Here is a 24,199-nt window from a genome sequence, read left to right on the forward strand (position 1 = left end):
AACATCTTGCAGAAATGGAGCGCACGTTCTCCGACTATCTCAAGCAAAAAGGCCTTCGAGTCACGCCGCAGCGCCTGAAGATACTGGAGGCCTTTCTGCAGGCCAACGATCACGTGTCCATGGAGGAACTCTTTCTCCTGGTGCGCACCCGGGACAATACCATCGGTCAGGTCACGGTGTACCGTACCCTCAAGCTGCTTTGCGAAGCCGGTCTTGCTTCCGCCGTCAACTTTGAAGAAGGCATGGTGCGCTACGAACCTGTGGGCATGCATCATCATGACCATCTGGTGTGCGAAAAGTGCGGTAAAAAAATAGAGTTCGTCAACGACGCCATCGAAAATCTTCAGGAAAAAGTGTGCCGGGTACACGACTTCGTGCCTACCTCGCATCACATGGTGCTCTACGGCATCTGCGCCGACTGCCGGAACAAGGCGTAGTCATGGAAACCATCTCCCTCTCCACCCGTCTGCGGGAAGAAATGAAGAACGTCACCGACGAAGTGCGCGAAGTCGTGCGCAGAAATCGCTGGCAGGACGGCGCGCTCGTGGTGTTCTGCCCGCACACGACCTGCGGCGTGACCATCAACGAGGGCTTTGATCCCGACGTGGCCCTCGACATGACCCGCTTCTTCCACGACCGCGTGCCGGAAAACGGCATGTTCCGCCACGCCGAAGGCAATGCCGACGCCCACATCAAGGCCAGTCTTTTCGGCTCTTCCGTCACGATCATCGTGGAAAACGGCGAACTTCTGCTCGGCACCTGGCAGGCCGTCTGGCTTTTCGAGGGCGACGGCCCCCGCACGCGCAAGCTCTGGCTGAAATGGCTCCCCGCCTGACGCCGATCCCCGCTTCTCTCTTTCGCCGACGCGTCGCAGCCTGAAAACAAGGCTTCGCCCAGGCGACGCTGCCGAGCGTCCGGCCCCATGTTCCGATCTTTGAGCCGCGCGTCTTTGGGACAAGGAGAGCGCCCCTTCGTTGACGAAAAGGCGCTCTTCCCGTTTCCGAGTCTGCCGCCTTCGACACGCCGCAAGGCGCGCCGATCCTCGTCTGCCCGCGCTTTTCCGCGCACAAAACAGGCTCCGGCAAAAGACGACGGGCAGATCACCCCTGCGTCTTTCGGCAGTAGCCTCCCGGCAATCCTTCGGGGCTCAGCACCAGCTGCCAGAGCTGAATGCTTCGTGCGCGGAACGCTCCGGCGCAGGACAGCAGATAATAATGATACATGCGGCGCTGACGCTCCGTGCAGGAAAACACCCCCGAACGGAATCCGCGCTCGAAGTTCTCATACCAGGCCATGAGCGTCTTGTCGTAGTCCACGCCGAAATTCTGCCAGTCCTCAAGAATGAAGTCCCGCTCCAGCGCGTCCACCAGCGTGGAGGGCGAAGGCAGAATGCCGTTGGGAAAAATATAGTGCGTCAGCCACGGATCCGCGCCAGCGCCCGCCCCGAGCGCGCCGTTGCTGCCTATGCTGTGCAAAAGAAAAAGGCCGTCGTGCTTCAGGCAGTTTCGGGCAATGTCCATAAACTCCCGATAGTTGCGCCTGCCCACATGCTCAAACATGCCCACGGACACCACTCTGTCCCAGGTGCCCCGCAGGCTGCGGTAGTCCATGAGGCGATATTCCACGTCCGCGCCGGAAGAGGCGGCCTTGTCCTGCGCAAAGGCGAGCTGCTCGCGCGACACGGTGATGCCCGTCACCTGCACGCCGTGCTCCTCGGCCATGTGCAGCGCAAGCGTGCCCCAGCCGCATCCTATGTCGAGCACCGTCATGCCGGGTTCCAGCGCCAGCTTGCGGCAGATCATTTCCATCTTGTTCCGTTCCGCTTCGTCGAGACCTTCCGCCCCCGTCTTCTCCACGTCTTCCCAGCGGCCGCAGCTGTACTGCATGGTCGGTCCGAGCATGGCCCGAAAAAGCGCGGGATCGGTGTCGTAATGCGCGCGGGCCACCATGAACGCCCGGGCGCGACTCTGCAGATTGAACAGCGCGTGCGCCGCCTCCGTGAGCCAGTACGGCATGTTGCGCGAAAACGCCTGCTCCAGGCGGGCCCGCAGCGCGCGGCAGAACATGGCGTCCATTTCCTCGCAGTCCCACCAGCCGTCCATGTAGGCTTCGCCGAGCCCCAGCGTGCCCTGTTTGAGCACTCTTGCGTACAGCTCGTCGTTGTGAACCTGAATGTCCCACGGCCTGTCGCCGTTGATGCGGATATCGGCCTTTTCGGCCAGCTTCTGCACAATGTCCCGTGCCTGCATGAAATTCTCCTTTTTTCCCGCACCGTAGCGAAAAGACAGGCCTTTCTCCATGATAGAACGACGTTTCGGGAAAAATGCTAACCTCAAGGCCCCTTGCGCGCGGCACACCCGCCGTCCGCCTGCTGCTCTTGCCTTTGCGGCCGCAATCGTGCTTCAATCGCTGCAGTCATCCCTCTCAGCCGTGCCCTTCTTTCCGCACGTCGGACGGAGCCGCCATGTCCACGCTCTCCTCTCCCTCGCGCCTTTTCGGCCTGACTATCCTTGCCGCAGGCGTTGCGCTCACGCTGACCTCCGCCGTCTATGTTTTCTCACGGTACTGGCACGCGGTGCCGGCCGCCGCAAAATTTGCCCTGGCCGGCGCCGGCATCGCCCTCTGCCTGATCCTTGCCCTGATCGCTGAACGAAAACGGCATGAAGCAGCCGCATCCACGGCCCTGTTCGCCACCGCAATCTTCACAGGCATATTCTGGATCGTTTTCGGACAGACCTTCCAAAGCGGCGCCACTTTCCGGGACTTCTGCCTGATCTGGGCGGCAAGCACGGCGCCGCTTTTTCTGCTGCGCCGCCGCGCTCCGCTCTGGAATCTTCTCGTCCTGCTGCTTTCCGCGGCCGTCTGCTCCGAGCCTGTTCTGGAGCTCTGGCGCAACTCCTGCACCTCGCACCTTTTGCAGCTGCTTCTGGTAGCTGCAACGGCCTGCGTTGCGGCGCTGCTGCCGCCTTCATGGCTTCGCCGCCCTCACGGCCTGAACGCCTGGCTTGCCCTGCCGCTCACCCTGCTGCTGGCGGAAAGCACGGCTCTATGCACGTTCTGCATACTCTTTCTGCCTCTTGAGTATCACGCCGCTCTGCCGGAGCTCGTTGCCGGGCCGCTTGCACTGGCCGCAGTGCTCACGGCAGCCCTGCGCAGCCGCCACGCCCTCGCGCTCTGCGAACTCGCTCTGTGCGGCGTCGTGCTGCTGAACGCCGCCCTGTTCCGCCTGCTGGAGCCTCTTCCCGCCACGGACAAGGCCGCCCTGTTTCTGCTTACAAACATCGCCTGCACATTTTTTCTGGTCTTCGCCCTGCCGAAGTTTCCGCAGCGGACCAAACATCCGCGTCTCCATCTTGCCCTCACCCATGCCCCCGCTCTTTTTGGAGGCTTTGCCGCCGCTCTTTCCCTGCTGATTGCAACAACGGTCTTCTTCTCCTGCGCCGACTTCACCAGCACGCTTCTCCTTGCCGGACTTGTCTATACCCCGGGCGGCGTGCTGCTGTGGAAACTTCGCAGAAAAAGCGTCTTTTTCGCCGTGTTCGGCGCCGTGCTCGTCACCGGCGGCACGTTCTGCCTTCACATCGGCCTGCTCGACGAGTATCCGCCCTCCATCGTACTGCCCGTCGTCTGGGCAACGGCCGTCGCGCTCTATCTCGTTCTGGACTACGCGCCGCTGCGCTTCTCCGCCGTGTTCTGGGCGCTTGCCTCCACCATTATTTTCGTTCCGCTGATTGCCGCCGCGCACACCACGCTCACACTTCCCCTGTTTTTCTTCTGCTTTCTTCCGCTCGTCGCAGCCGCGTTCGGCCGGTTTCCCCGCAACTTTCTGCGCCCCGCCGCCTTCGCCTGCCTCGTCGCGCTGCCCCTCTTCTCTTCATCCTTTTCCTTCATCTTGCCCCTTCTCACTAACTTCCACAGCCCGGAAGAAAAAATCGCCATCACTCTTGCCGCCCTCAATCTGGGCGTCATGCTCCTGCGTCGTCTGCCTTCTTCAAGCCCCGTCCGTCCCCGGCCTGCGGAACTTGCAGCATCCGCCTTCGTTCTTCTGGCGCTGTGGCATCTGTGCACGCTGGAAAATCTTGTTGCCCTGAACCTTCTTGCCGCAGGCGTGGGCGGACTCAGACCGTGGCCCCGCGCCGAGGAAAACAACGCCCCTTCTCCCATCGACAGAACCATGCTTCTCTTCGGAGCTCTGGCCCTCATCATAAACAACATCGTGCTGTACTACGTGCCGGCCTTCTCCTTCCGCTCCAAAATCCTGTCTCTGGGGGTTCCCGGTCTCTGCCTGCTTCTCGCCGGACTCTGGATGGAACACAAAAATCACGCCTTCTCCCGCAGTTCCCATGCTTCCGACATCCCGAACGCTCCCCTTCTGCGGCAGGCTCTGCCCTTTGCCCTGTGCGCCGCAGTTCTGACCCTGTTTTTTTCCGCCTTCATCTGGGACAGACTGCATCTGCTTCACGAAGGAACACCCGTGCTGCTTCCGCTCAAACCGCAGGACAGACAGATCTTCATGCTCGACGACTCCATGGATCTCCACTACGAGGCAGACTGCTGTCTGCCGCAAGGTCCGATCGGCCCCGGCTGTCTGCCGCTCGAAATTGACGCACACGGAACCGCGAGTCCTCTGCCGGACGGCTTTCTGGAAGGAACGGACTGCAGCTTTGTTGCCGGGCCCGCCCTCACCGTGGAAAAAACGGCGTTCGGCGACCATCGACTCCGCCTGCCGCGCCGCTGGCATTTTGAAGGGGATCTCGGCATATACTATGAAGACGCCGCCTTCGCCGTGCTGCTCTTCGACAAAAAGAACCGCATTCTTCTTCAGGGCCTTGCCGACGACAAGGGCCAGCTCATTCATCCCCCGAAAAGATAAAAAAACGCGTCCCCATCCCATGAAAGGATGAAGACGCGCATGACGCCCGAAAACGGCGGACTTTGGCCGCGCGGCCGTTGCCGCCCGCAGCTCAGGACAAAAACGCCTCCGGATTTCGCGCCATGTCCTGCATCTCGTTGATGAGACGGCAGGTGTGATAGCCGTCGGCCACGGCGTGACTGACGGAAACCGACACCGGAATGACGAGCTTTTCGCCGCGCTGCTCATACTTGCCGAACTTGATGAGCGGCGAAAAGAATTCGCTTTCGGCGTAGGAATCCTGCGCAAAATGCGTGAAGGTCAGCCACGGCACGTTGGATACGGGGCAGATGTTGGGCGGCTGCCCGTCGCGCGCCTTGATCCTGCCCGTCACGTGGCGGTAGCGCTCCATGTCTTCCGTCACCGTGGCGTAAAAGCGGGAAAAATCCCCGGAGTATTCGCTCCAGATGTCGGTAAAGGTTTCCGTTTCCGGGTGAAAGAGCGTGTAGCAGGGGCACAGTTCCTCCCAGAAGCCGAGCTCATGCCGCTCGTTGAAGGCCATGCGGAATTCCTCATGCGCGTTCACGGCACGCATGACGACGTACAGCATGACGGGGAAAAACTTCAGCCCCCTCTCGCGCCTGAACCTCTGAAGATTCGTTATGTCGAGATCGGCCCCGAGATTGTAGCGGCACTTGATGGTCTTGAAATAGTAGTCGAAATACGCTCTTCTGACCCATGTCTCGCGATTGACGACATGAAAGACGGCTTCGCCCATAATCCCTCCGTTCCGGCAACGGACCTTATCGCCGGACTGTGATCTGCGGGCAGCCGAACTCAGCAGACGAACAGCTCCACCACAAAGACAAGCACGCAGGCCGCCACCGCCACGCTGAACAGACTGGCGCCGAACCAGGCCAGCGCCACGGCCGCCGCAAGACCGGCAAAGCCGGAAATCGGACTGCCCGTGGAATCCAGTATGGCCGGAAACGTCATGACAGACAAGGTGACGTAGGGAATATAATAGAGGAACGAACGAATGGTGACGTTGTGCACCTCGCGCCGGATGAGCGTGAGGGGAAGCACACGGATGAGATAGGTCACGAGCGCCATCACGGCAATGTAAATAAGGGTGTCACGCATGATCGCCTCCGCTTCTGCCGTCGTCTTTCGGGCCGTCGCCTGCGAGACCTCTGTCCACGGGGAAGAGGAAGGCCGCTGCGCCGGAAACGAGCACCGTGAGAATGATGATCTTCATGCCGCCGGAAATGCCGCTGAACAGGGGCAGACGGGCGAAAATCCAGCTCAGGGCCATGGACGCGAGAATGAGCATGCCGAGCAGACGATCCTTGCGGGCCGGGGGCACGATGATGGCGATGAACATGCCGTACAGCGCCACGCTGAGCGCCACCACGATGCGCGAAGGCAGCACATTGCCGAGCACGACGCCGAACAGCGTGCCGAGCGCCCAGGCCGGAGAAGCGATGCTCACCGCGCCGTACACATAGAAGGGATCGAGCCTGCCCGGCACGTTCACGGAAATGCCGAAGATTTCGTCGGTCACGCCGTAGCCCACGAGCAGCCGGTGATACATGGGCGTTTCGGGAGCCATTTTCTGCGAGAGCGAGCAGGACATGAGCATGTAGCGCAGATTGATGACGAACTGCGAGAGCGCCATTTCCCAGAAGGAAGAGCCCGCGGCCATGATGCCGAGCGCGGCGAATTCCCCGGCCGACGTCAGATTGGTGAAGCTCATCAGCGTGGAGTCAAAGGCCGAAAGTCCGATGTTGCGGCAGGCTATGCCCAGCGTGAACGACACGGCAAAATAGCCCAGCGCGATGGGAATGCCGTCGTGCATGCCGCTGAAAAAATTCTTTTTGTGTTCCGCCATGGAATGATAATCCCCCGAGCGCAAGATGCGCTGTGCGTTGGCAGGGCGCGCGGATGCGGCCCGGTTCCCGGAAAACCAGGATATGTTCTTCGGCGCAGAACGGCGTTCAGTTCTGCCCTTCTTCCTCTTCTCCGCTGACGTAGAGTCTCTCGCGCAGGGCGCGGGCCCGGTCGCGCAGCTCGGCCGCGCGCTCGAACTCCAGCTCTCTGGCCGCCGCGCGCATGGCCTTTTCCAGCTCCTCGATGAGCTTTGCGATATCTGCCGGAGAATGCGGAGTCTCTTCCGCGGCCGCCTGAGCCTTGCGTCCCTTTCCGGTCTTGCCGCCCTTGCCCTTCTTGTCGGCGCTCTTGCCGCCCCGACCCTTTTTCGTCGCGCCATCCTCATCCTTGCCGTACAGATTGTCCAGCGGATTTTCCAGCGCCTTGATGACGGTGCGCGGAACAATGCCGTGCTCTTCGTTGTAGGCGATCTGCCTGCTGCGACGGCGCTCCGTCTCGCTCATGGCGGCCTGCATGGACGGCGTCACCTTGTCGGCGTAGAGAATGACGCGGCCGTCGGCATTGCGCGCGGCGCGGCCGAAGGTCTGGATGAGCGCGCCCGTGGAACGCAGAAAACCTTCCTTGTCCGCGTCCAGAATGGCCACCAGCGACACTTCGGGAATATCGAGGCCCTCGCGCAGCAGATTGATGCCGATGAGCACGTCGAATTCTCCGGCGCGCAGCGCCTTGATGATGGCGATGCGCTCCAGCGTGTCGATGTCCGAATGCAGATAGCGCGAAGACACGCCCATGTCGTTGAAATACTCGGTGAGGTCTTCGGCCATGCGCTTGGTGAGGGTGGTGACGAGCACGCGCTCGCCTCTTGCCGCGCGCGCCTTGCACTCGCCGAGCAGATCGTCCATCTGCCCCTTGACCGGGCGGATTTCCACCGGCGGATCCAAAAGCCCCGTGGGACGGATGACCTGTTCCACCACGAGTCCCGCGCTGCGGTCCAGTTCCCAGCGTCCGGGCGTGGCGGAAACAAAAATGCTCTGCCCTATGCGCTGCTCGAATTCAGCAAACTGCAACGGACGGTTGTCCAGCGCCGAAGGCAGACGGAAACCGTAGTCCACCAGCGTGTTCTTGCGCGAGCGGTCGCCCTTGAACATGGCTCCCACCTGCGGAATGCTCATGTGCGATTCGTCCACGAACAGCAGAAAATCCTTGGGAAAGTAATCCAGCAGCGTGGACGGCGGCTCACCCGGCGCGCGCCCGTCGAGGTGGCGGGAATAGTTTTCAATGCCGTTGCAGTAGCCGAGTTCCTCCATCATTTCCAGATCGAGCTGGGTGCGCTGCTCAAGCCGCTGGGCTTCCAGGAGCTTGCCGCCTTCCTTGAACTGCACGAGACGTTCCCTAAGCTCGTCGCGGATGTCGCTCATGGCGCGCACGAGGTTGTCCCGGTCGGAAACGTAATGGCTCGCCGGATAGATGACCGTTTTGGAAATGCGTCCCAGCACCTCGCCGGTGAGCGGATCGATCTCGCGCACGGCGTCGATTTCGTCGCCGAAGAATTCGATGTGCAGGGCCTTTTCGTCTTCGTAGGCCGGAATGATCTCCAACACGTCGCCGCGCACGCGGAAGGTCCCGCGGTGGAAGTCATAGTCGTTGCGCGTGTACTGAATGTCCACCAGACGGCTGATGATGCTTTCCATGGAGACGTTTTGTCCCTCTTCCACGGGAATGATGAGTCTGGCGTAATATTCCGGCGAACCGAGGCCGTAGATGCACGACACCGAGGCCACGATGATGACGTCGCGCCGCGTGAGAAGCGCGTGGGTGGCGGCGTGTCTGAGCTTGTCGATGTTGTCGTTGATGGCCGAATCCTTCTCGATGTAGGTGTCGGAAGACGGCACGTAGGCTTCGGGCTGATAGTAGTCGTAATAGGAAACGAAATATTCCACCGCGTTTTTGGGAAAAAGCGCGCGGAACTCGCCGTAGAGCTGGGCGGCGAGCGTCTTGTTGTGGGCAAGAATGAGCGCCGGACGGTTGGTGCGGGCAATGACGTTGGCCATGGTGAACGTCTTGCCGGAACCGGTAACGCCGAGAAGCACCTGATCGCGTATGCCCGCGTTCAGGTTGGCGACAAGTTCGTCGATGGCGGCGGGCTGATCCCCGGTGGGCGCAAAGGAAGAATGAAGCTGAAAAAGCTGTTCGGACATGTCCCCTGACTCGCTGCACGAAAAAAGAAAGACGGAAACGGACCTCGTCGCGTTTCCAGCGCGAGGCACATTGTGCCCGAACAGGGGATTTTTTCAAGGGGCAGATTTGCGCCGCAAGGCTGAAGAGGCATCCGAGCCGGAAGCCTGCCGCCTGCAAAACCGAAACGCCTTTGCGCAGGCGCGTAAGACACGAGTGCAGCGTTTCGGCCTCACTCCCCTGTGGCGGCAGGCCCGGCAGTTCGGCGCAGCGAGCCTCCTCGACTCTGCGGCTTCAGCGCGAAGCTCCGACGCATCGTGCCCGCGCGGCCCCGTTTCGAGCGCCGAAATTCGGAACGTCTTCCGTCAGGCCGCCTGCCCGAGACGCAGGAGCGCGCGCCGCACGCTCTCTTCCGCAAGCCGGAAGTCCTGCGAGTTCGGATGCCTTGCCGCCTCGTTCAGACGGGCCATGCGTTCGGGCGTGCGCGGATGCGTGCTTCTCTCAAGCACCTGCGGATCAAGACGTCCCTGACAGAAAAAATGACCGAGCACCCGGCAGTCCCGGCTCTCCAGCAGCGCTTGCGCGCGTCTGGCGCAGCGCCCGGCATGGGGCGAATCGGGAAAGGCGGCCATGGTGCCGAAAAAAAACACGTTCTGCCCGTGCAGGGTTTCCATGAAGGCGCGCATGGCCTCGTCGGGGCCGCCGCGCCAGGTCCAGAAGCCGAGCACCAGCGCGTCGTAGCCGGAGCGCGGAGCGTTTTCCACGGAATACAGCGGCAGGGCAAGACGCCCGGAAAGATATTCCCCCACGGAGCGGGTGTTGCCCGTGCGGGAAGAGTAAACAATGCAGACGCGCATATCAGTTTTCCATGAGACAGCGGCGCAGCGCCTCTTCATTCTCAATGACTATGGTTCTGCGCTCCAGCCGGATGAGGCCTTCCTGCACGAAGCGGCTCAGCTGCCGGCTGAGACTTTCGCGGGACAGGCCGAGCAGTCCGGCCAGCACCTCGCGGGTCATGACGTCCTCAAGCACGGAGGTCTTGTCCACGCGGGCCTTGTGCAGAAGCCAGCCCGCCACGCGGCGGCGCACCGAAATCTTGCCCTGCGACACGGCTATCTTGTTGATGAACATGCGCTGACGCATGGCAAGCGCCCGCATGACGCGCTGGGCAAGGCCTATGTTTTCCGAAAGCAGCGCGCCAAGCACCCGGTTTTCCATGGCGAGCACCACGCAGGGCGTGAGCGCGTGGGCGGAAATGAAGGAGATGCCGCCGCCGAACACGCCGTAGAGATCCAGAAAATGCCCCGGACGCACAACGTGCAGCACGGTGTTCTTGCCCGCCGCGGAGCCCTTGAGAAGGCCCACGTGGCCGGAAAGCAGCCAGAACGTCACGGGAACGGCGTCTCCCTCAACGCAGATCCACTCTCCTTTCGCGTAGGAAGAAAGCCTCGTGGCGGAGGCAAGTCTCTCCGTGTCCCCGGCAAGAAGTTCGGGAAAACACGCGCTCAGCCGTTCCCGCATGTCGCGGGAAGCATCTCCAGTCTCCGCCATAGTTCACTCCTGAAAGATGAATAGGACATACCGGAATGAGAAGGGCCCTGCACGCGCAGTCGGCATTCTCCTCCGCAAGGAGCCAAGCATAGAAGATTTTTCCTGTTTCAGCCATGACCGCAGTCACATTCAATGAAAACGTCGGCAAGGCCTGAGAGCGACGAAAAAAGCGCCTGCGGAAAAGAGCTCAAAAAAACGCGGATTGCGCAAAACTTCCGCAGCAGGAGCGAAACAAACGCTGACGACCATCGGCAGCGGCAAGGCGCCGAACCAGTTGCAGATGAGGAAGGAAACGGCAGATGAAAAAAGACGGACGTTTCCGGCGGCTCGAGGGGGGGGCGTCCGCAGGCAGTCAGAAAAAAAACAAAACGCCGAAAGGGAGAAAGCACAAACCTTCTCCCTTTCGGCGTTTTCTGAAAAAACGAAACTTAGGCGTCGAGAGCGTTGACGGCCTTGGCAAGGCGGGAAACCTTGCGGGAAGCGTTCTTCCAATGAATGATGCCCTTGCCGGCGATCTTGGAAACAGTGGAAGTAGCGGTCTTCAGAGCTTCTTCAGCGGCGACCTTGTCGTTCTTCTGAATAGCGGCGCGCACGGCCTTCACCACGTTCTTGATGCGGGTACGGGCGGCGCGGTTACGGGCGTTGCGCTTGACACTCTGCTTTTGGCGCTTGATGGCGGAAGCATGATTGGCCACGGGAATCCTCCAGAATGATGACCCCTGTCGGGGTGTGATGCGATACGTTGTCGGGCGGCAGACAGACGCCGCCCGTTATTGCCAGAACGATTATTCTTATGCGCCTTGACGCTTTCTGTCAAGGGGAGGCGCAACTCCTACATCTGCAGGGCCGAGAAATCGGCGAGTCTGCCCATACGGGAAAGAAGAACCTGCAACAGATTCAGTCGGTTGGCGCGCACATTTTCGTCTTCCGCCATGACCATGACGCCGTTGAAGAAGGCGTCCACCGTAGGACGCACGCCGTCCATGAGCGCAAGAAGCTCGTCGAAACGGTCCTGCGCCCACAGCTCGTCGAAGCGGGCGGTCATGGCGTCGAGGGCGTCGGCAAGCGCCGTTTCCGGCTCTTCCGCAAGGAGTTCGCGGCAGTACTCGCCCGTGACTCCCGCGCCCTGCTTGCGCAGAATGTTGGCCACGCGCTTGAAGGTCTGGGCGTTGTCGGCAAAGCCGGGCTTGGCGCTTTCGGTCACCAGAGCGGCCAGACGGCGGGAGGCGGCCCACACGTCGCTGCATCCGGCGTTCATCACCGCTTCCACGAGCAGGGTGTCGTTGCCCTGCGTGAGGAAGTAATTCTTCACGCGGCCCGCAAAGAAGTCGTTGAGCTTGGCCAGCGCTTCCGGCTTTTCCAGCTTCCAGCGGATGCCGTCGCTGTAGAGCGACTGAGCCTTGGCAAAGAACTCTTCCACGGGAAGACGGTAGCCCTTTTCAATGAGAATGCGGGCAATGCCCAGCGCGCAGCGGCGAAGCGCAAAGGGGTCGGCCGCGCCGGTGGGAATGTTGCCGAGGCCGAAGCAGCCCACGAGGGTGTCGGCCTTGTCGGCCATGGACAGCAGCGCGCCGAGATCGGTGGAAGGCACGGGGGTGTCGGGACCGGCGGGCAGATACTGCTCGGCAATGGCGTCGGCGGCAACGGGATCAAGGCCCATCTTGTGTCCGTAAATGCCGCCCATGATGCCCTGCAGGGTGTCGAACTCGCCCACCATCTGAGAAACGAGATCGGCCTTGGCGCAGCGGCCGGCCACGGCGGCGGATTCGGGATTCACCTCGGCCGCGCGCTTCACGCCGGGCTGTTCCGCCAGCCAGCGGCACAGCTCGGAAAGACGACGGCACTTGTCGCCCATGGAACCGAGAGGTCCGAGGAAGATGACGTGATCCAGCTTTTCCTTCCACACGTCGAAGGAGGCCTTCATGTCGGTGTTCCAGTAGAAGCGGGCGTCTTCAAGACGGGCGCGCAGCACGCGCTCCCAGCCCTTCTTCACCACCTCGGGCTCGCGGGAGGTCAGGTTGGCCACGGTGAGGAAGTGCGGCAGAAGCCTGCCGTCCTCTCCGGCCACGCCGAAGCTCTTCTGATGCGTTTCCATGCTGGTGAGCAGCACCACGGAAGGCAGTTCGAGGAAGGAAGGATCAAAATCGCCGAGAATGGGCTCGGGATGTTCGCACAGGCCCTGCACTTCGTCGAGCAGACTTTCCTTCCACAGAATGTGTCCGCCGACCTTGCGGGCCAGCTCGTTGCCGCCGTCCACAACAATCTTGCGACGGGCGGCACCGGAAAGAACCACGCCGCACTTTTCGGCCATCACCCTGTCGAAGTCGTCGGCGCAGGCCACTTCAAAGGGTCCGCGGCCGTGGACGCGATGACCGGTGGTCATGCGGCCGGACTGCACGTCCGCCACGGTGAAGGGAATGACGTCGCAGTCCATGAGAGCCACCACCCAGCGCAGAGGACGGGCAAACAGAAAATGACTGGGGCTCCAGTGCATGCGCTTGGCAAAGGGAAGAGAAGCAATGATGGAAGGCGCGGACTCGGCAATGATGGAAGAAGCCGACACGCCGCCCACGGTCTTTCTCACGGCCACGTATTCGCCCTTGGGCGTTTCCTGGCGGAACAGCGCGGACACGTCCACGCCCTGACCGCGGGCAAAGCCGAGGGCGGCCTTGGTGGGATTGCCTTCGGCGTCGTAGGCGGCCTTCACGGACGGGCCGAGGGCCACTTCCTCGCGCACGGGCGTGGAGGAAAGCAGACCGCGGGCATGCACCACGGCGCGACGGGGCGTGGTGTTCACGGTAAGGGAATCGAACGTGAGGCCGTGTTCTCCGAACAGGGCGGCGAAGCGGTCGTGCAGTTCGCGTTCAAGGGAGGCAAGAAAACGGGCGGGCAGTTCTTCCACGCCTATTTCAAGAACAAAATGACTCATGGATTACCCCTTCTTCAGCATGGGATATCCCATGGCTTCGCGCTGGGCGGCATAGAGATGGGCCACGCCGGAAGCCAGCGTGCGCACGCGGGCGATGTACCCGGCGCGTTCCGTGATGGAAATGGCTCCGCGGGCGTCCAGCAGGTTGAACGTATGAGAGCACTTCAGGCAGTAGTCGTAGGCGGGCAGAGGCAGCTTCACGTCGATGAGGCGCAGGCATTCCTTTTCGTAGTCGTTGAAATGCCGCAGCAGCATGTCAGCATCGCTCTGATCGAAGTTGTAGCAGGACTGCTCGTATTCATTCTGATGATACACGTCGCCGTAGGTGATGGAGTCGTTCCACTTGATGTCGTACACCGACTCCACGCCCTGCAGATACATGGTCAGGCGCTCAAGGCCGTAGGTGAGTTCCACGCTGGCCGGAGAAAGATCGATGCCGCCCACCTGCTGAAAATAGGTGAACTGCGACACTTCCATGCCGTTGAGCCACACTTCCCAGCCGAGGCCCCAGGCGCCGAGCGTGGGGGATTCCCAGTCGTCTTCCACGAAGCGGATGTCGTGCACGGCCGGATCGATGCCGAGAGCCTTCAGGCTGTCGAGATACAGCTGCTGCGGATCGGCAGGCGCAGGCTTCATGATGACCTGGAACTGAAAATAGTGCTGCAGACGGTTGGGGTTGTCGCCGTAACGGCCGTCGGTGGGACGACGCGAAGGCTCCACATAGGCGGCCTTCCAGGGTTCGGGTCCGATAACGCGCAGGAACGTGGAGGGGTTGAACGTGCCCGCACCGCATTCCAGATCCACCGGCTGCACCACGGCGCAGCCCTGTCTGGCCGAGTAATCCTGCAAGGTCAGAATAACATTCTGAAAGTTCATGTAGTTCTCCTGAAGTTCGCCAATGGAGCCATTGGCCTTGCTTCCCATGCGCGAAGGCGCGCGGAAAAATCCCCGTTTGCCCGTGCCGCGCCGCTAAATGGACCTGAACCGGCCGTTACCCCATTCAAGTCCGAGATGATATCGCACAAAAGCGTCGATAAGGCGCGCGGCCTGCCTTGCGCCTTCCGGCGAAGGGTGCAGCCTGCCCCATGACTCCGGTGAGTATTCCTTCACTTTACCCAGTACGTCAAGAGCTTCCTGCCCCAGAACAAGACTCATGTCGCCCGGACGCCGGCAGGATGAGCAGCACACTTCGCCCTCCCCCACCAGAAAATGCACGTCGGGTTCGGCCTCAAGCGGGCGTCCGCAGCGCGCGCAGACATGCAGCTGCGGCGCGTAGCCCTGCTCCGACGCCAGCCGGAAACGGAACAGCACCGGCATGACGGCAGGCACGTCGTCCTCCTTTTCAAGAAGCTCCAGCATGCCGCGCATGAGCGAAAAGCTCGCCCCGGCGTTGTCCGGCGGAACGCCCATGGCCTCCATGAAGCGCACGCAGTTGGCGGCCATGCCCTGCCTGCGCCAGTCGCGGCGCAGACGTTCGGGCCCGGCCAGAAGCGTGGCTTCGCTCATGTTGAGAAAACGCCCGTCCCGGGAGTAGCCCGCGCTGACCCTGATGAGATTGAACGCGTCGAGGCAGCCGGTAAAACGCCGTCTGCTTCTGCTGCCGCCGAAGGCAAAGGCCGTCACCAGCCCCTTTTCCCGGGCCAGAAGACGAACCCAGAGATCGACTTCCCGAAACTTTCCGACGCGAAGCACCAGCGCGTCATCAGTCCACTGCAGCATGGCAACATTCCCGAACCGAACCAAGAGCCGTGCCGGGCGCTCCGGTTTCCGGTGCGCGGCAGCGCCCTGCAACGTCGCGACCCGCCTGCGGCAGGCTCGTTTTTCCAGAAGCAACGCGGCCGAGCTGCCGCCGCAGCGCAACGGCTTTGCGGCAGGTTCAGGCCGAACCATTCCGACCTCGCGCCGGCCGGGCACGTCGCGCCAGTCCGCACGCTGCGCCCCGCCCGATACGTCTTTTCCCGCCCGACGCGGAAAAAAACACCATCTTCGCGAGTCGCGCCGCACCGCAATATTTTCCCGGCGAGCCGCCGAAAAACCGCAGGCGAAAGCACGGCGCTTCCGCCTCTTTGGCCTTCTTTCCGGCCTCAGCAACGGAAAAAGGAGCTCGTCGCCGGGCAGACCGCCCGTTTCGCCGCTCCCTTTCCGTCAAACACAGTTCAAACGCGGGCCGCGCGCCCAAAAACCGCGCAGCCGCATTGCATTCAGAAGTTTCCGGCCTTCCCCTACTCCGCAGCGGGAGGGAAGCTCATGGTCACCACGCGCGGCGAGGTGGAGCGATCCAGCTCCTTGCCGTCGTAGCTCACGCGCACCGCCCGGGCGTTGCCCAGACGGATGACCAGAGTATCCCGGAAGGTCATGGAAAACGTATCGCCCTTGCGGAGCGTGCGCTGCTGCTTCTTGCCGTCCGGTTCAAAGCCCATCCAGCAGTCGCCGGAGTCGGCCACCACTTCCACCTGATGCATGCCCTCGGGCAGCGCCACGGGCCGGGCGTCGGCCGCAGGATCGGCGGGCGCGTCGGAAACCGCGCTTCCCTGCGTCACGGCGGGAGCATCGGACTGGAGAATCTGCGTGGACGGCGCAGGCTGCGTGGCCTGCACGGGCGCGGCGCTCTCCGCGGCGGGGGCGGGTTCAGGCTGGGTCTCGGCGGCCGCTTCGCCCGACTGCTGCACGGGGGCCGCAGGCTGGGCGACAGGAGCCGGAGCTGCAGGCACGGGCGCAGGTGCAGACGTGCCCCAGGTGGGCATGGGCGCGGCCGGGGCGGCCTGCTCGCCGGTTGTCGTCGTCTTTTCGTAGTCGCGCGCGGCAAAGAAGTGCAGATAGGCCATGTAGGCCCCGCTGGCGAGAGCGATCACCAGCACGATTTTGAGCACGCCGCCGACAATGACCGGCAGCAGGCTGGGCTTCACCGAAGTGTAGGTGGTGTTTTCGGCAATCACGGGACGGGAAATGTTTTCAAAGCCTTCCAGTCCGTGAAGCCATTCCGTCACCTCGTCCTGGGCAAAGCCCAGCAGAAGCGCGTATTCCTTGATAAAATGATGCACGTACACGGTGCGGGGCACGTTGTCCGAACCGTCTTCTATGCCCTGAAGAATACGGGTAGGAATCTTGAGACGATCAGCAACGTCGGCCACAGTCATATTGCGGCCCTCGCGGGCCTCGCGGAGCCTTGCTCCCAGTTCTGCCAGAGTCATGGTGCGCCTCATTTACGGATGTCGACGAGCGCCTTGTCGCGGAGCTGCGCGGTGTACTGCTGAAAACGCTCCTGAAGACGAGGACGGCGCAGAATCTGTTCAATGCGCATGGCGGTCTGCGGATCGGGCACAGCGCTGCTGTGATCCACGTTCTCCGCCTCTTCAAAGTCAAGCAGAGCAATTTGCGCCTTGTTGGCGTTCATGGAAAGCACGGGGGAAACGTCGCCCTTCTTCATCATGGAAATCTGTTCCATCATGCCGGGGGCCATGTCGGAAAGATTCATGAAGCCGAGGTCGCCGCCGTCCTGCGGGTTCGGGCCTATGGACACGGCGCGCACCGCGTCGCGGAAGGAAATCTTGCCCGACGCGATGTCCGCGGCCCATTTGTCCGCATCGACGTCCACGGGATAGACGAGCATGGCCACCCGCGCGCGACCGGACGCGAATCCGGCCATGTTCTTGCGGTAGTAGTCGTTGATTTCATCTTCCGTCACGACCACCTTGCTCACCACGTTGCGGCTCATGAGCCGCTGCGACACGAGCTGCACGTACAGCCTGTCGCGGAATACCTTTTCAGTCACGCCTTCCTTTTCCAGCTGCTTGAAAAAGACGTCGCGGGAAAGCTGACTGTCCTTGATGATTCTGTCGAGGGCGGCGTCCACATCGGCGTCGGAGACGTCGATCTTTTCCTTTTCCGCCTCCTGAAGCAGAATCTTGTCGTTGATCATCTTGTCGAGAACGGCCTTGCGGACTTCGGCCGCCATCTGGGGATTCTTGGCAGGATCGAGCTTCTGGGCGATCAGTTCGGACTGAAGAGCCTTGTCGAGCTCGCGAACGGTAATCATGTCGCCGTTGACCACCGCGGCAATGCGGGAAACGGGAACCGCAAACACCGGCTGTGCGGAAAGAAGAGAAGCCGCACATGCCAGAGATATGAAAAGGGTACGCAAGACAGCACACTCCTGATGTTCGTTATGTCGGTTGTTTATAGCCTGTTTTTTCAGCACTGGCAACGTTCTGCGGCAGCAATTTTCTCCGCAGAACGCCCTCCGGACACAACGCGCAATCGGCCGTCTTTGCTGGCAATCCTGCCTGCCTTCGCCGCAGAGACAGCGCAGGGCGGCGCGTTATTTTCTCAAAAGCGCGCCCTGCGCACTTCGCAGCAGAAATCGCGGCTTCCGCCCGGCAGGCGAACCGGCCGCCCCGGCGCTCACGCCTGCCCTTCGCCGCCCGCAAGCAGCGTTCCGAGCAGCTCTCCGGCCTCGTCCAGCCTGCGGGCCATGCCGCCCTCCCGGCCGAGCGAGAGCTCCAGCGTCGCCGGAGGCTGAAGGTGAATGCGGTCCCTGTGCGCCATGACAAGACGCACGATGGCTTCCGGCTGCACCTTCTTCTGACCGTCCGCCCAGGTGACGCGGACGCGGTCGGGCAGAAGATCGGCCCGGGCCACGCCGAGCTCGTTCACCCTGCCCTTGAACGCCAGCACAGCAAGGAAGGTTTCCAGCGCCTCGGGGAACGGGCCGAACCGGTCGCGTATCTCCATTTCCACGGATTCCCTGGCCGCCGCGTCCGTGGCGGAAGAGAGCATCTTGTAGTACTTGAGCCGCTCGTGCGCGTCCTCGATGTACGAATCGGGAATGTGCGCCGGTATGCCGAGATTGATTTCCGTTTCCGTGCGCAGCAGCTCCTCTTCGCCCTTGAGCCTGGCCACGGCGTCTTCCAGCATTTCCAGGTACAGATCGAGTCCCACGCGGGCCATGTGCCCGGACTGCGCTTCGCCGAGAATGTTTCCCGCTCCGCGCAGACGCAGATCCTCCATGGCCACCTGAAAGCCCGCGCCGAGATAGTCCATTTCCAGAATGATGCGCAGACGCTCGCGGGCCAGACTCGGCAGATGTTCCACATCCGACACCACGAACACCGCATAGGCCTGTCTGTCGGAGCGCCCCACCCTGCCGCGCAGCTGATAGAGCTGTCCGAGACCGAACATCTGCGCCTGATCCACGATGAGCGTGTTCGCCCGGGGAAAGTCCAGCCCCGATTCCACAATGGCCGTACACACCAGCACGTCGAGCTCGCCGTGCCAGAACTTGTGCATGGTGTCTTCGAGTTCCTTTTCCGCCATCTGACCGTGCGCCATGCCCACGCGGGCGTCCGGCACGAGTTCCTTCACCATGGCCGCCGTCTGCGGCAGCGTCTGCACGCGGTTGTGAACGAAAAACACCTGCCCCTGACGGGCGAGCTCCCGCTCCATGACCTGCCTGAGCGCGCCGCGATCCCGGTCGATGATGGCCGTGGCCACGGGCTTGCGTTCAGCGGGCGCGGTTTCCAGCACGGAAAGCTCGCGTATGCCCGACATGGAAAGCTGAAGCGTGCGCGGAATGGGCGTGGCCGTCAGCGTGAGCGCGTCCACGTTCTTCCTGAGCTCCTTCAGCTTTTCCTTGTGCCGCACGCCGAATCGCTGTTCCTCGTCGAGAATGAGCAGGCCGAGATTGGGCAGCTGCACGTCCTTGGAAAGCAGCCGGTGCGTGCCTATGAGAATGTCTATCTGACCGCGCGCCGCGGCCTTCAGCGTTTCCGTCTGCTTGGCCCGGGGCACGAAGCGGCTGAGCAGCCCCACGTTGATGGGAAAGCCCGCCATGCGCGAGCGGAACGTCTGATAATGCTGTTCCGCAAGCACGGTGGTGGGGCACAGAAGCGCCACCTGTCGCCCGTCGCAGGCCGCGCGGAAGGCCGCGCGAAGCGCCACTTCCGTCTTGCCGAAGCCCACGTCGCCGCACACCAGCCTGTCCATGGGCACGGGCTTGTCCATGTCCGCGAACACTTCCTGAATGGCGCGGGCCTGATCGGGCGTCTCCTCAAAGCCGAACGTCGCCTCGAACTCGTGATACATCTCGCCCACCGGCGAATAGGAAAAGCCCTTGGCCACCTTGCGCCACGCGTACATCTGCATGAGGTCCGCGGCCACCTTTTCCACGGCCTTGCGCGCCTTTTCCCTGCTGCTCGTCCAGGCCGTGCCGCCCAGCTTGTCCAGCGCGGGCGGCGGACCGTCGGCCTTGAACTTCTGCACCACGGAAAGACGATCCACCGGCAGATACAGCTTCGCGCCCTCGGCGTATTCCAGCAGCAGATAATCGTTGTCCACGCCGGTTCCGCCGGGGCTCATGCGATGCAGGCCGCCGAAGCGTCCCACGCCGTAATCCCGATGCACCAGAAGATCGCCCACGCGCAGATCGTCGTACCTGTCCAGTCCGCGGAACGCCCCCGACGCCACGCGATGCGAACTTTCCGCCTTGGGCTGCAAAATCTCCTCGCCGAGCACAAGGCAGTCGTCCCACACAAGCTCCGCGCCCTGCCGGTACGGAGCCACCACGGCGTAAAGTCCGCGCCCCTCCGGATCGTAGCGGAGATTCGGCAGCAGGCCGTCCTGCTCCGCCAGCTTAAGAAACTTGCGCCGTCCGCGCTCGGACGCAAAGGCCAGCACCACCTGCCTGTGCGAAGACGTCCACTTTCTGAGTCCGGCCGAAAGCTGCTGCCACGGCCGATCCTGCTCCGTGCGCCCCGGAAAGAGCTCGGCAAAACTGTGCAGACTGCGCTCCAGAAGATCCTCGCCCGACGCCTCGGAACCCATGGTGAGCGGCTCCGCATACAGCCTCGGACGACTCTCCAGCGCCTTTTCCGCAAGGTCGGCGTCGCGCACGTCCATGTGCGCCGGCTGTATCAGGCTCGTTTCCTCCGACTGCACGCGGAGGTCTTCCCGCCACCGGCGTTCCGCTTCTTCCAGATCGTCGCGCAGCTCGCATCGTCCGGGCAGAAAGCACATGGCGTCCGGCGCAAACCAGTCGTCGAGGAACGTGGCCGAGGCATGCACGCTGCCCGGCAGAAGACGCATGTCGTCCTGCTCCAGCGCGTGTTCGAGCGAATTGCGCGAACGCTCGCTCAGCACTTCCGCCCGCGCCCGCTCCTTCCAGAACGCGCGCACCCCTTTTTTCCACGCCTCGCCGCTGCCGAGCGCCGTCACGGGCAGAAGCGTCACTTCCTCAAGCTGGCCCACGGATCGCTGCGTGACAAAGTCGAACACGCGCATTTCGTCCACCGTGTCGCCGAAAAATTCCAGGCGCAGAGGCTTTTCATAGCCCGGAGGCAGCACGTCCAGAATATCGCCGCGCCGAGCCATGTCGCCCGCGTGCGCCACCATGGGCACGCGCTGATAGCCCCATTCCACGAGCTGCTCCATGAGAAGCTCGGGCGCAATGTCCTCCCCGCGTCGCACGGTCATGACGCGACTGTCCAGAAAATCCAGCGGCGGCAGCGCGGGAATCAGGTTGTCCGCCGTAAACACCACGCCCTTCGCCGTTCCCGACCGCAGGGCGTACAGCACCGCCAGCCTTTCCGCCCAGCCCTCACGGCTGAGCGAACGCTGACTGAACGGCGGCAGAAACACCCACGGCCTCTCCCAGAGCGGACGTTCCGCCTGACCGCGGGCCGAGGTGTCGGACGAGCCGGCGCGTCCCACGGAAAGTTCGGGAGTAAACAGCGTGGTCAGACCACGCATGACGGCAAGCGCGTCCCGGCTGCGCACGGCTATGGCCGCATGACGTCCGGCCCGCACCGCTTCCACCGCCAGACGGGCCAGCGAGGCCGACCCGGCACGGCACACCGTGAGACCGGCGCTCTCTTCCATTCTACGGAGCAGCGATTCTTTATCCATGAGTAACAAGCGATATGATAGAAAAAATAAAAAATCTCCCGAAAAGGGAGCGTGCTCTTTCGGTGATATCAGCAAGCCGCGCCATGCGCAAGAACGACGCCGTGAGACTTTGCCCGAACGCTCCCCTCGTCGCCCCGGCCCAGGTTCCCGCGCCGGAGCGCATCTCCACCCGCGCCTGCAACCTTGCTGAACCGGGCCCACAGGGCGGCCGTCCGGGCCTGATTTCCGCCCACGCCGCCGTCTGACGGCAAAGCGCGCCGCATCCTTTCGCGTCCGCGCTCCCCACCTTGCCCGATATTTTCCGCCCCGGCTTGCCTTCCCTCTGAGACTCGGCTATCCTCTTTCCATGCATACTCGACGGATACTTGCCCGCATCTTCTTCGCCACCATCGCCGAACGGCACTGGCGCAGCCATCTCTAGGAATCAGCCCTTCGGTCTGGTTCCGAAGCCCGCCCTTGCGGGGCTCGTTGCTGCGGCCCTGCCCGCTCTTTCGGTGCGCGCCGTCATTTTCCGCCCCGTTTCCGCTCTCTGCCTCCCGCCGACGCGACATGCGCGTGCGCTTTCGGACTCCCGGATCTTCCCGGTCACGGCTTCTTCGCCGCACAGCTCCGCTTCCCGCTGAAGCGGCTTCCGCACATCCGAAACACAGGAGCATACCGTGTCTCTTTCCCTTTCTCCCAGGCTGTGCCTGCTCAATCTCGCAGGCAGCGCCATTCTGTCCTTCGGCCTTTACAACATCCACGCGCTTTCCGGCGTCACGGAGGGCGGCATTCTGGGCGCAACGCTGCTGCTGCATTACTGGTTCCACATTTCTCCCGCCTGGTCCGGTCTCGTCATGAACGCCGCCTGCTACCTGCTGGGCTGGAAGCTCATGGGCGGCGGCTTTGTGCTCTATTCCCTCGTGGCCGGCGGAGGATTTTCCCTCTTCTACGCCCTCTTTGAACTCTTTCCGCCCCTGTGGCCCCAGCTCGCCGACATGCCGCTCACGGCCTCCGTGCTCGGAGCACTCTTTGTCGGCGTAGGCGTGGGGCTGTGCGTTCGGGCCGGAGGCGCTCCCGGCGGCGACGACGCCCTGGCCATGAGCATTTCACACGTCACGGGCTGGAACATCCGCTGGCCCTATCTTCTGAGCGACCTGATCGTGCTGCTGCTCTCCCTTTCCTATATTCCCCTGGAACGCATAGGCTACTCACTGCTGACGGTCATCCTTTCCGGACAGATCATCGGCTTTGTTCAGTCCTTCCAGGCCGGAGAGAGAACCACGGCCTGATCGTGCTTCATCAGAAGCGCCCGGCTCCCTGTTCCGAGGAGCAGGACTCCGGGCGCGCTCTTCCCCCAACCTCTCCCCCCGGCCCTCGCCGCTGACTTGTGCGCGAAAACACCGCCGGAACAGACCGGGCCGCCGCCCTTTCGCATCCGCGTCTGAAAACTTCATGGATATGTGCAGGTCAGCAGCGGCAGAAGCTTCCCTCCACGACCGCGCCTGCCCCCAACGAGTTCCATAACTGCCGGGATTCACGTTTTCTCCACGGTTGCGCCGGGCCGCGTCTTTTCCGACCGGGCCGCCTCGCGCCGAATCACCCGCGCAAACTTTCCCGGCAAGGCGCCATCCCGTCAGAGCTCCGCAACGCTTCCGCTCCGCCTGCGGAACACAAGCGCGCCCTGCATCGCCCTCCGCACCATCTGCGGGCGACGTTCGTGTTTTCGCTCTCCGTCATTGTTCCGTCACTGCAAGTGATTCCGAACGGGCCCATTTTCTCCGCGACATTCCGTAAAAGGTTCCCGGCCGCGTCACGGTTGCATGCCGCCGGGCGCCCGATCCGCCGTATTTTTCCCCAATTTCTCTGAAACAGCATCGAAAAGCCGCGCATCGATATGTTCTTTTTAGTACAAAGACGACCTCAAACACTATTCCGGGGCCCGCTCTTCCTGGCTCTTCTTCAAAAGACACAGCACTCTTTTCAGCATCATCCTGCTTTCATCTTCTGAGCATCTTTCTTCCCTTCATTATTGTATATTTTCTCAAAGATTCCGCCTCTTCAAACAACATTCGCCCGTTTTACGTCAGTTCTCGTCCTTGTTCCGTCCGCTCATACAGAATTTTCTTCGTATGACCATCTTTCGTCAGAGAATGACTTGACGCAGCATGCAAAAATTATTTTTATCGAAGAGCGAAGAGCGGATTTTTTACATATCCAGCGCGCATACATCACCCATGCAGGAGTTTCCCATGATTACGAACTGGCCGCTTGTTTTCTTCACCGTGTTCTCGCAGCTCGGCACGGGGCTGGCATTTTTCGCCTGGTGGAAAGACCATCATGGGAGCTCCCCCAGCGCGAGAACCTGGCAGTCGTCGGCCGTGAGCGCCGCCGTTGCCGTCGCAGCCTCGCTCGTCGCCTTCGGCGGAGCGGGCAAAGGCGTCATGCTGGCCGCCCAGATCGGCTGCGCGCTGCTCCTCGTCTTCGCGCTGTCGGCCATGAAGTGTTCCGTCTGCGGACTCCTTGCCTGGCTCGCCGGCGCATGCTGCGTCATGAGCGAAGCCGTGGCCGCCATTCCCGGCGAAGTCGGCTCCACGTCCGGCCTGTTTCCGCTGGTTCTGTTCCCGCTGTGCACCGTCATTCTCGGCGCCGTCTTCGCTCAGCTCAAGCAGATGGGTGAACCCGACGATCCCGCCGTGCGCTACGGCCGCTTCTATCTGCCTTTGCGCGTCTGCCTGTGGATCATGCTCATCATCACCGCCGTCGCGCCCTGCATGGCATGGGACGATCCCTTCATGAGAAAATCCGCCATCATCTGGATGCAGACCCAGCTGTACTGGATGGGCGTCATCTTCAGCGGCATGGTCATCGGCCTTTCGCACATGGGGCGCATCACCCTGCTCGTGCAGGCCATCGTGGCGTTC

At 62.2% G+C, this 24,199-nt stretch carries 20 protein-coding genes; 6 read left to right on the top strand and 14 right to left on the bottom strand.

Annotation, left to right across the window (positions count from 1 at the left end; all coding sequences use genetic code 11):
- The first annotated feature begins 14 nt into the window (after nucleotides 1-14).
- Nucleotides 15-437, top strand: coding sequence for a Fur family transcriptional regulator (locus tag ACZM96_RS04255; protein ID WP_489487611.1), 423 nt, complete (start codon nucleotides 15-17; stop codon nucleotides 435-437).
- 2 nt (nucleotides 438-439) lie between these two features.
- Entirely contained in the window at nucleotides 440-835 is a 396-nt protein-coding gene (locus tag ACZM96_RS04260; RefSeq protein WP_489487580.1) for a secondary thiamine-phosphate synthase enzyme YjbQ, read from the top strand.
- Nucleotides 836-1,100: 265 nt separating this feature from the next.
- Here ACZM96_RS04260 and cfa read toward each other — a convergent pair whose 3' ends face one another.
- Nucleotides 1,101-2,249 (bottom strand): cyclopropane fatty acyl phospholipid synthase, encoded by a 1,149-nt coding sequence (gene cfa / locus ACZM96_RS04265; RefSeq protein WP_489487582.1) that lies wholly within the window; start codon nucleotides 2,247-2,249, stop codon nucleotides 1,101-1,103.
- 215 nt (nucleotides 2,250-2,464) lie between these two features.
- Here cfa and ACZM96_RS04270 point away from each other — a divergent pair, with 215 nt between their 5' ends.
- On the top strand, nucleotides 2,465-4,873 hold the full coding sequence (locus ACZM96_RS04270; protein WP_489487583.1) for a DUF2157 domain-containing protein: 2,409 nt from the start codon (nucleotides 2,465-2,467) through the stop codon (nucleotides 4,871-4,873).
- A 91-nt stretch (nucleotides 4,874-4,964) separates the two neighbouring features.
- Here ACZM96_RS04270 and ACZM96_RS04275 read toward each other — a convergent pair whose 3' ends face one another.
- The 13 genes from ACZM96_RS04275 to mfd form a co-directional block, all read right to left on the bottom strand.
- Nucleotides 4,965-5,630: a CatA-like O-acetyltransferase gene (locus tag ACZM96_RS04275; RefSeq protein WP_489487585.1), complete on the bottom strand. Its 666-nt coding sequence runs from the start codon at nucleotides 5,628-5,630 to the stop codon at nucleotides 4,965-4,967.
- 59 nt (nucleotides 5,631-5,689) lie between these two features.
- A complete protein-coding gene (locus tag ACZM96_RS04280; protein ID WP_489487587.1) occupies nucleotides 5,690-5,995 on the bottom strand; it encodes an AzlD domain-containing protein in 306 nt (101 codons plus the stop codon).
- Entirely contained in the window at nucleotides 5,988-6,743 is a 756-nt protein-coding gene (locus ACZM96_RS04285) for an AzlC family ABC transporter permease (protein WP_489487589.1), read from the bottom strand. The genes ACZM96_RS04280 and ACZM96_RS04285 overlap by 8 nt, the downstream gene beginning before the upstream one ends.
- A 106-nt stretch (nucleotides 6,744-6,849) precedes the next feature.
- On the bottom strand, nucleotides 6,850-8,940 hold the full coding sequence (gene uvrB / locus ACZM96_RS04290) for an excinuclease ABC subunit UvrB (RefSeq protein WP_489487590.1): 2,091 nt from the start codon (nucleotides 8,938-8,940) through the stop codon (nucleotides 6,850-6,852).
- Nucleotides 8,941-9,282: 342 nt separating this feature from the next.
- Nucleotides 9,283-9,774, bottom strand: a complete 492-nt coding sequence (locus ACZM96_RS04295; RefSeq protein ID WP_489487592.1) for a flavodoxin family protein — start codon at nucleotides 9,772-9,774, stop codon at nucleotides 9,283-9,285.
- Nucleotide 9,775: 1 nt separating this feature from the next.
- Nucleotides 9,776-10,468 (bottom strand): Crp/Fnr family transcriptional regulator, encoded by a 693-nt coding sequence (locus ACZM96_RS04300; RefSeq protein ID WP_489487594.1) that lies wholly within the window; start codon nucleotides 10,466-10,468, stop codon nucleotides 9,776-9,778.
- A 428-nt stretch (nucleotides 10,469-10,896) separates the two neighbouring features.
- Entirely contained in the window at nucleotides 10,897-11,163 is a 267-nt protein-coding gene (gene rpsT / locus ACZM96_RS04305) for a 30S ribosomal protein S20 (protein WP_294484661.1), read from the bottom strand.
- Nucleotides 11,164-11,300: 137 nt separating this feature from the next.
- A complete protein-coding gene (gene glyS / locus ACZM96_RS04310; protein WP_489487596.1) occupies nucleotides 11,301-13,397 on the bottom strand; it encodes a glycine--tRNA ligase subunit beta in 2,097 nt (698 codons plus the stop codon).
- Nucleotides 13,398-13,400: 3 nt separating this feature from the next.
- Nucleotides 13,401-14,273, bottom strand: a complete 873-nt coding sequence (glyQ, locus tag ACZM96_RS04315) for a glycine--tRNA ligase subunit alpha (RefSeq protein WP_489487598.1) — start codon at nucleotides 14,271-14,273, stop codon at nucleotides 13,401-13,403.
- 93 nt (nucleotides 14,274-14,366) lie between these two features.
- Nucleotides 14,367-15,113 carry a DNA repair protein RecO gene (recO, locus tag ACZM96_RS04320; protein WP_489487613.1) on the bottom strand — a complete coding sequence of 249 codons (747 nt, stop codon included), beginning with the start codon at nucleotides 15,111-15,113 and terminating at the stop codon, nucleotides 14,367-14,369.
- Between the two features lie 506 nt (nucleotides 15,114-15,619).
- Nucleotides 15,620-16,588 (bottom strand): helix-turn-helix domain-containing protein, encoded by a 969-nt coding sequence (locus ACZM96_RS04325; protein WP_489487600.1) that lies wholly within the window; start codon nucleotides 16,586-16,588, stop codon nucleotides 15,620-15,622.
- Between the two features lie 8 nt (nucleotides 16,589-16,596).
- Nucleotides 16,597-17,538: a SurA N-terminal domain-containing protein gene (locus ACZM96_RS04330; RefSeq protein ID WP_489487602.1), complete on the bottom strand. Its 942-nt coding sequence runs from the start codon at nucleotides 17,536-17,538 to the stop codon at nucleotides 16,597-16,599.
- Nucleotides 17,539-17,798: 260 nt separating this feature from the next.
- A complete protein-coding gene (mfd, locus tag ACZM96_RS04335; RefSeq protein WP_489487604.1) occupies nucleotides 17,799-21,296 on the bottom strand; it encodes a transcription-repair coupling factor in 3,498 nt (1,165 codons plus the stop codon).
- A gap of 62 nt (nucleotides 21,297-21,358) precedes the next feature.
- Between mfd and ACZM96_RS04340 the strand changes: the two genes are divergently transcribed.
- The 3 genes from ACZM96_RS04340 to ACZM96_RS04350 all read left to right on the top strand — a co-directional run.
- Complete coding sequence (locus tag ACZM96_RS04340) at nucleotides 21,359-21,541, top strand: hypothetical protein (protein WP_489487606.1); 183 nt, start codon at nucleotides 21,359-21,361, stop codon at nucleotides 21,539-21,541.
- 414 nt (nucleotides 21,542-21,955) lie between these two features.
- Nucleotides 21,956-22,567 (top strand): YitT family protein, encoded by a 612-nt coding sequence (locus ACZM96_RS04345; protein ID WP_489487607.1) that lies wholly within the window; start codon nucleotides 21,956-21,958, stop codon nucleotides 22,565-22,567.
- 960 nt (nucleotides 22,568-23,527) lie between these two features.
- On the top strand, nucleotides 23,528-24,199 hold a 672-nt coding region (locus tag ACZM96_RS04350), incomplete at its 3' end, for a hypothetical protein (RefSeq protein ID WP_489487609.1).

This window comes from Mailhella sp. (assembly GCF_057866825.1).

Excerpts from the sequence above, each read along its gene's own strand:
- ACZM96_RS04280 (WP_489487587.1), bottom strand. The coding sequence starts at position 5,995 with ATGCGTGACACCCTTATTTACATTGCCGTGATGGCGCTCGTGACCTAT.
- ACZM96_RS04285 (WP_489487589.1), bottom strand. The coding sequence starts at position 6,743 with ATGGCGGAACACAAAAAGAATTTTTTCAGCGGCATGCACGACGGCATT.
- cfa (WP_489487582.1), bottom strand. The coding sequence starts at position 2,249 with ATGCAGGCACGGGACATTGTGCAGAAGCTGGCCGAAAAGGCCGATATC.
- glyQ (WP_489487598.1), bottom strand. The coding sequence starts at position 14,273 with ATGAACTTTCAGAATGTTATTCTGACCTTGCAGGATTACTCGGCCAGA.
- glyS (WP_489487596.1), bottom strand. The coding sequence starts at position 13,397 with ATGAGTCATTTTGTTCTTGAAATAGGCGTGGAAGAACTGCCCGCCCGT.
- ACZM96_RS04300 (WP_489487594.1), bottom strand. The coding sequence starts at position 10,468 with ATGGCGGAGACTGGAGATGCTTCCCGCGACATGCGGGAACGGCTGAGC.
- mfd (WP_489487604.1), bottom strand. The coding sequence starts at position 21,296 with ATGGATAAAGAATCGCTGCTCCGTAGAATGGAAGAGAGCGCCGGTCTC.
- ACZM96_RS04270 (WP_489487583.1), top strand. The coding sequence starts at position 2,465 with ATGTCCACGCTCTCCTCTCCCTCGCGCCTTTTCGGCCTGACTATCCTT.
- ACZM96_RS04275 (WP_489487585.1), bottom strand. The coding sequence starts at position 5,630 with ATGGGCGAAGCCGTCTTTCATGTCGTCAATCGCGAGACATGGGTCAGA.
- ACZM96_RS04255 (WP_489487611.1), top strand. The coding sequence starts at position 15 with ATGGAGCGCACGTTCTCCGACTATCTCAAGCAAAAAGGCCTTCGAGTC.
- ACZM96_RS04295 (WP_489487592.1), bottom strand. The coding sequence starts at position 9,774 with ATGCGCGTCTGCATTGTTTACTCTTCCCGCACGGGCAACACCCGCTCC.
- ACZM96_RS04325 (WP_489487600.1), bottom strand. The coding sequence starts at position 16,588 with ATGACTCTGGCAGAACTGGGAGCAAGGCTCCGCGAGGCCCGCGAGGGC.
- ACZM96_RS04260 (WP_489487580.1), top strand. The coding sequence starts at position 440 with ATGGAAACCATCTCCCTCTCCACCCGTCTGCGGGAAGAAATGAAGAAC.
- uvrB (WP_489487590.1), bottom strand. The coding sequence starts at position 8,940 with ATGTCCGAACAGCTTTTTCAGCTTCATTCTTCCTTTGCGCCCACCGGG.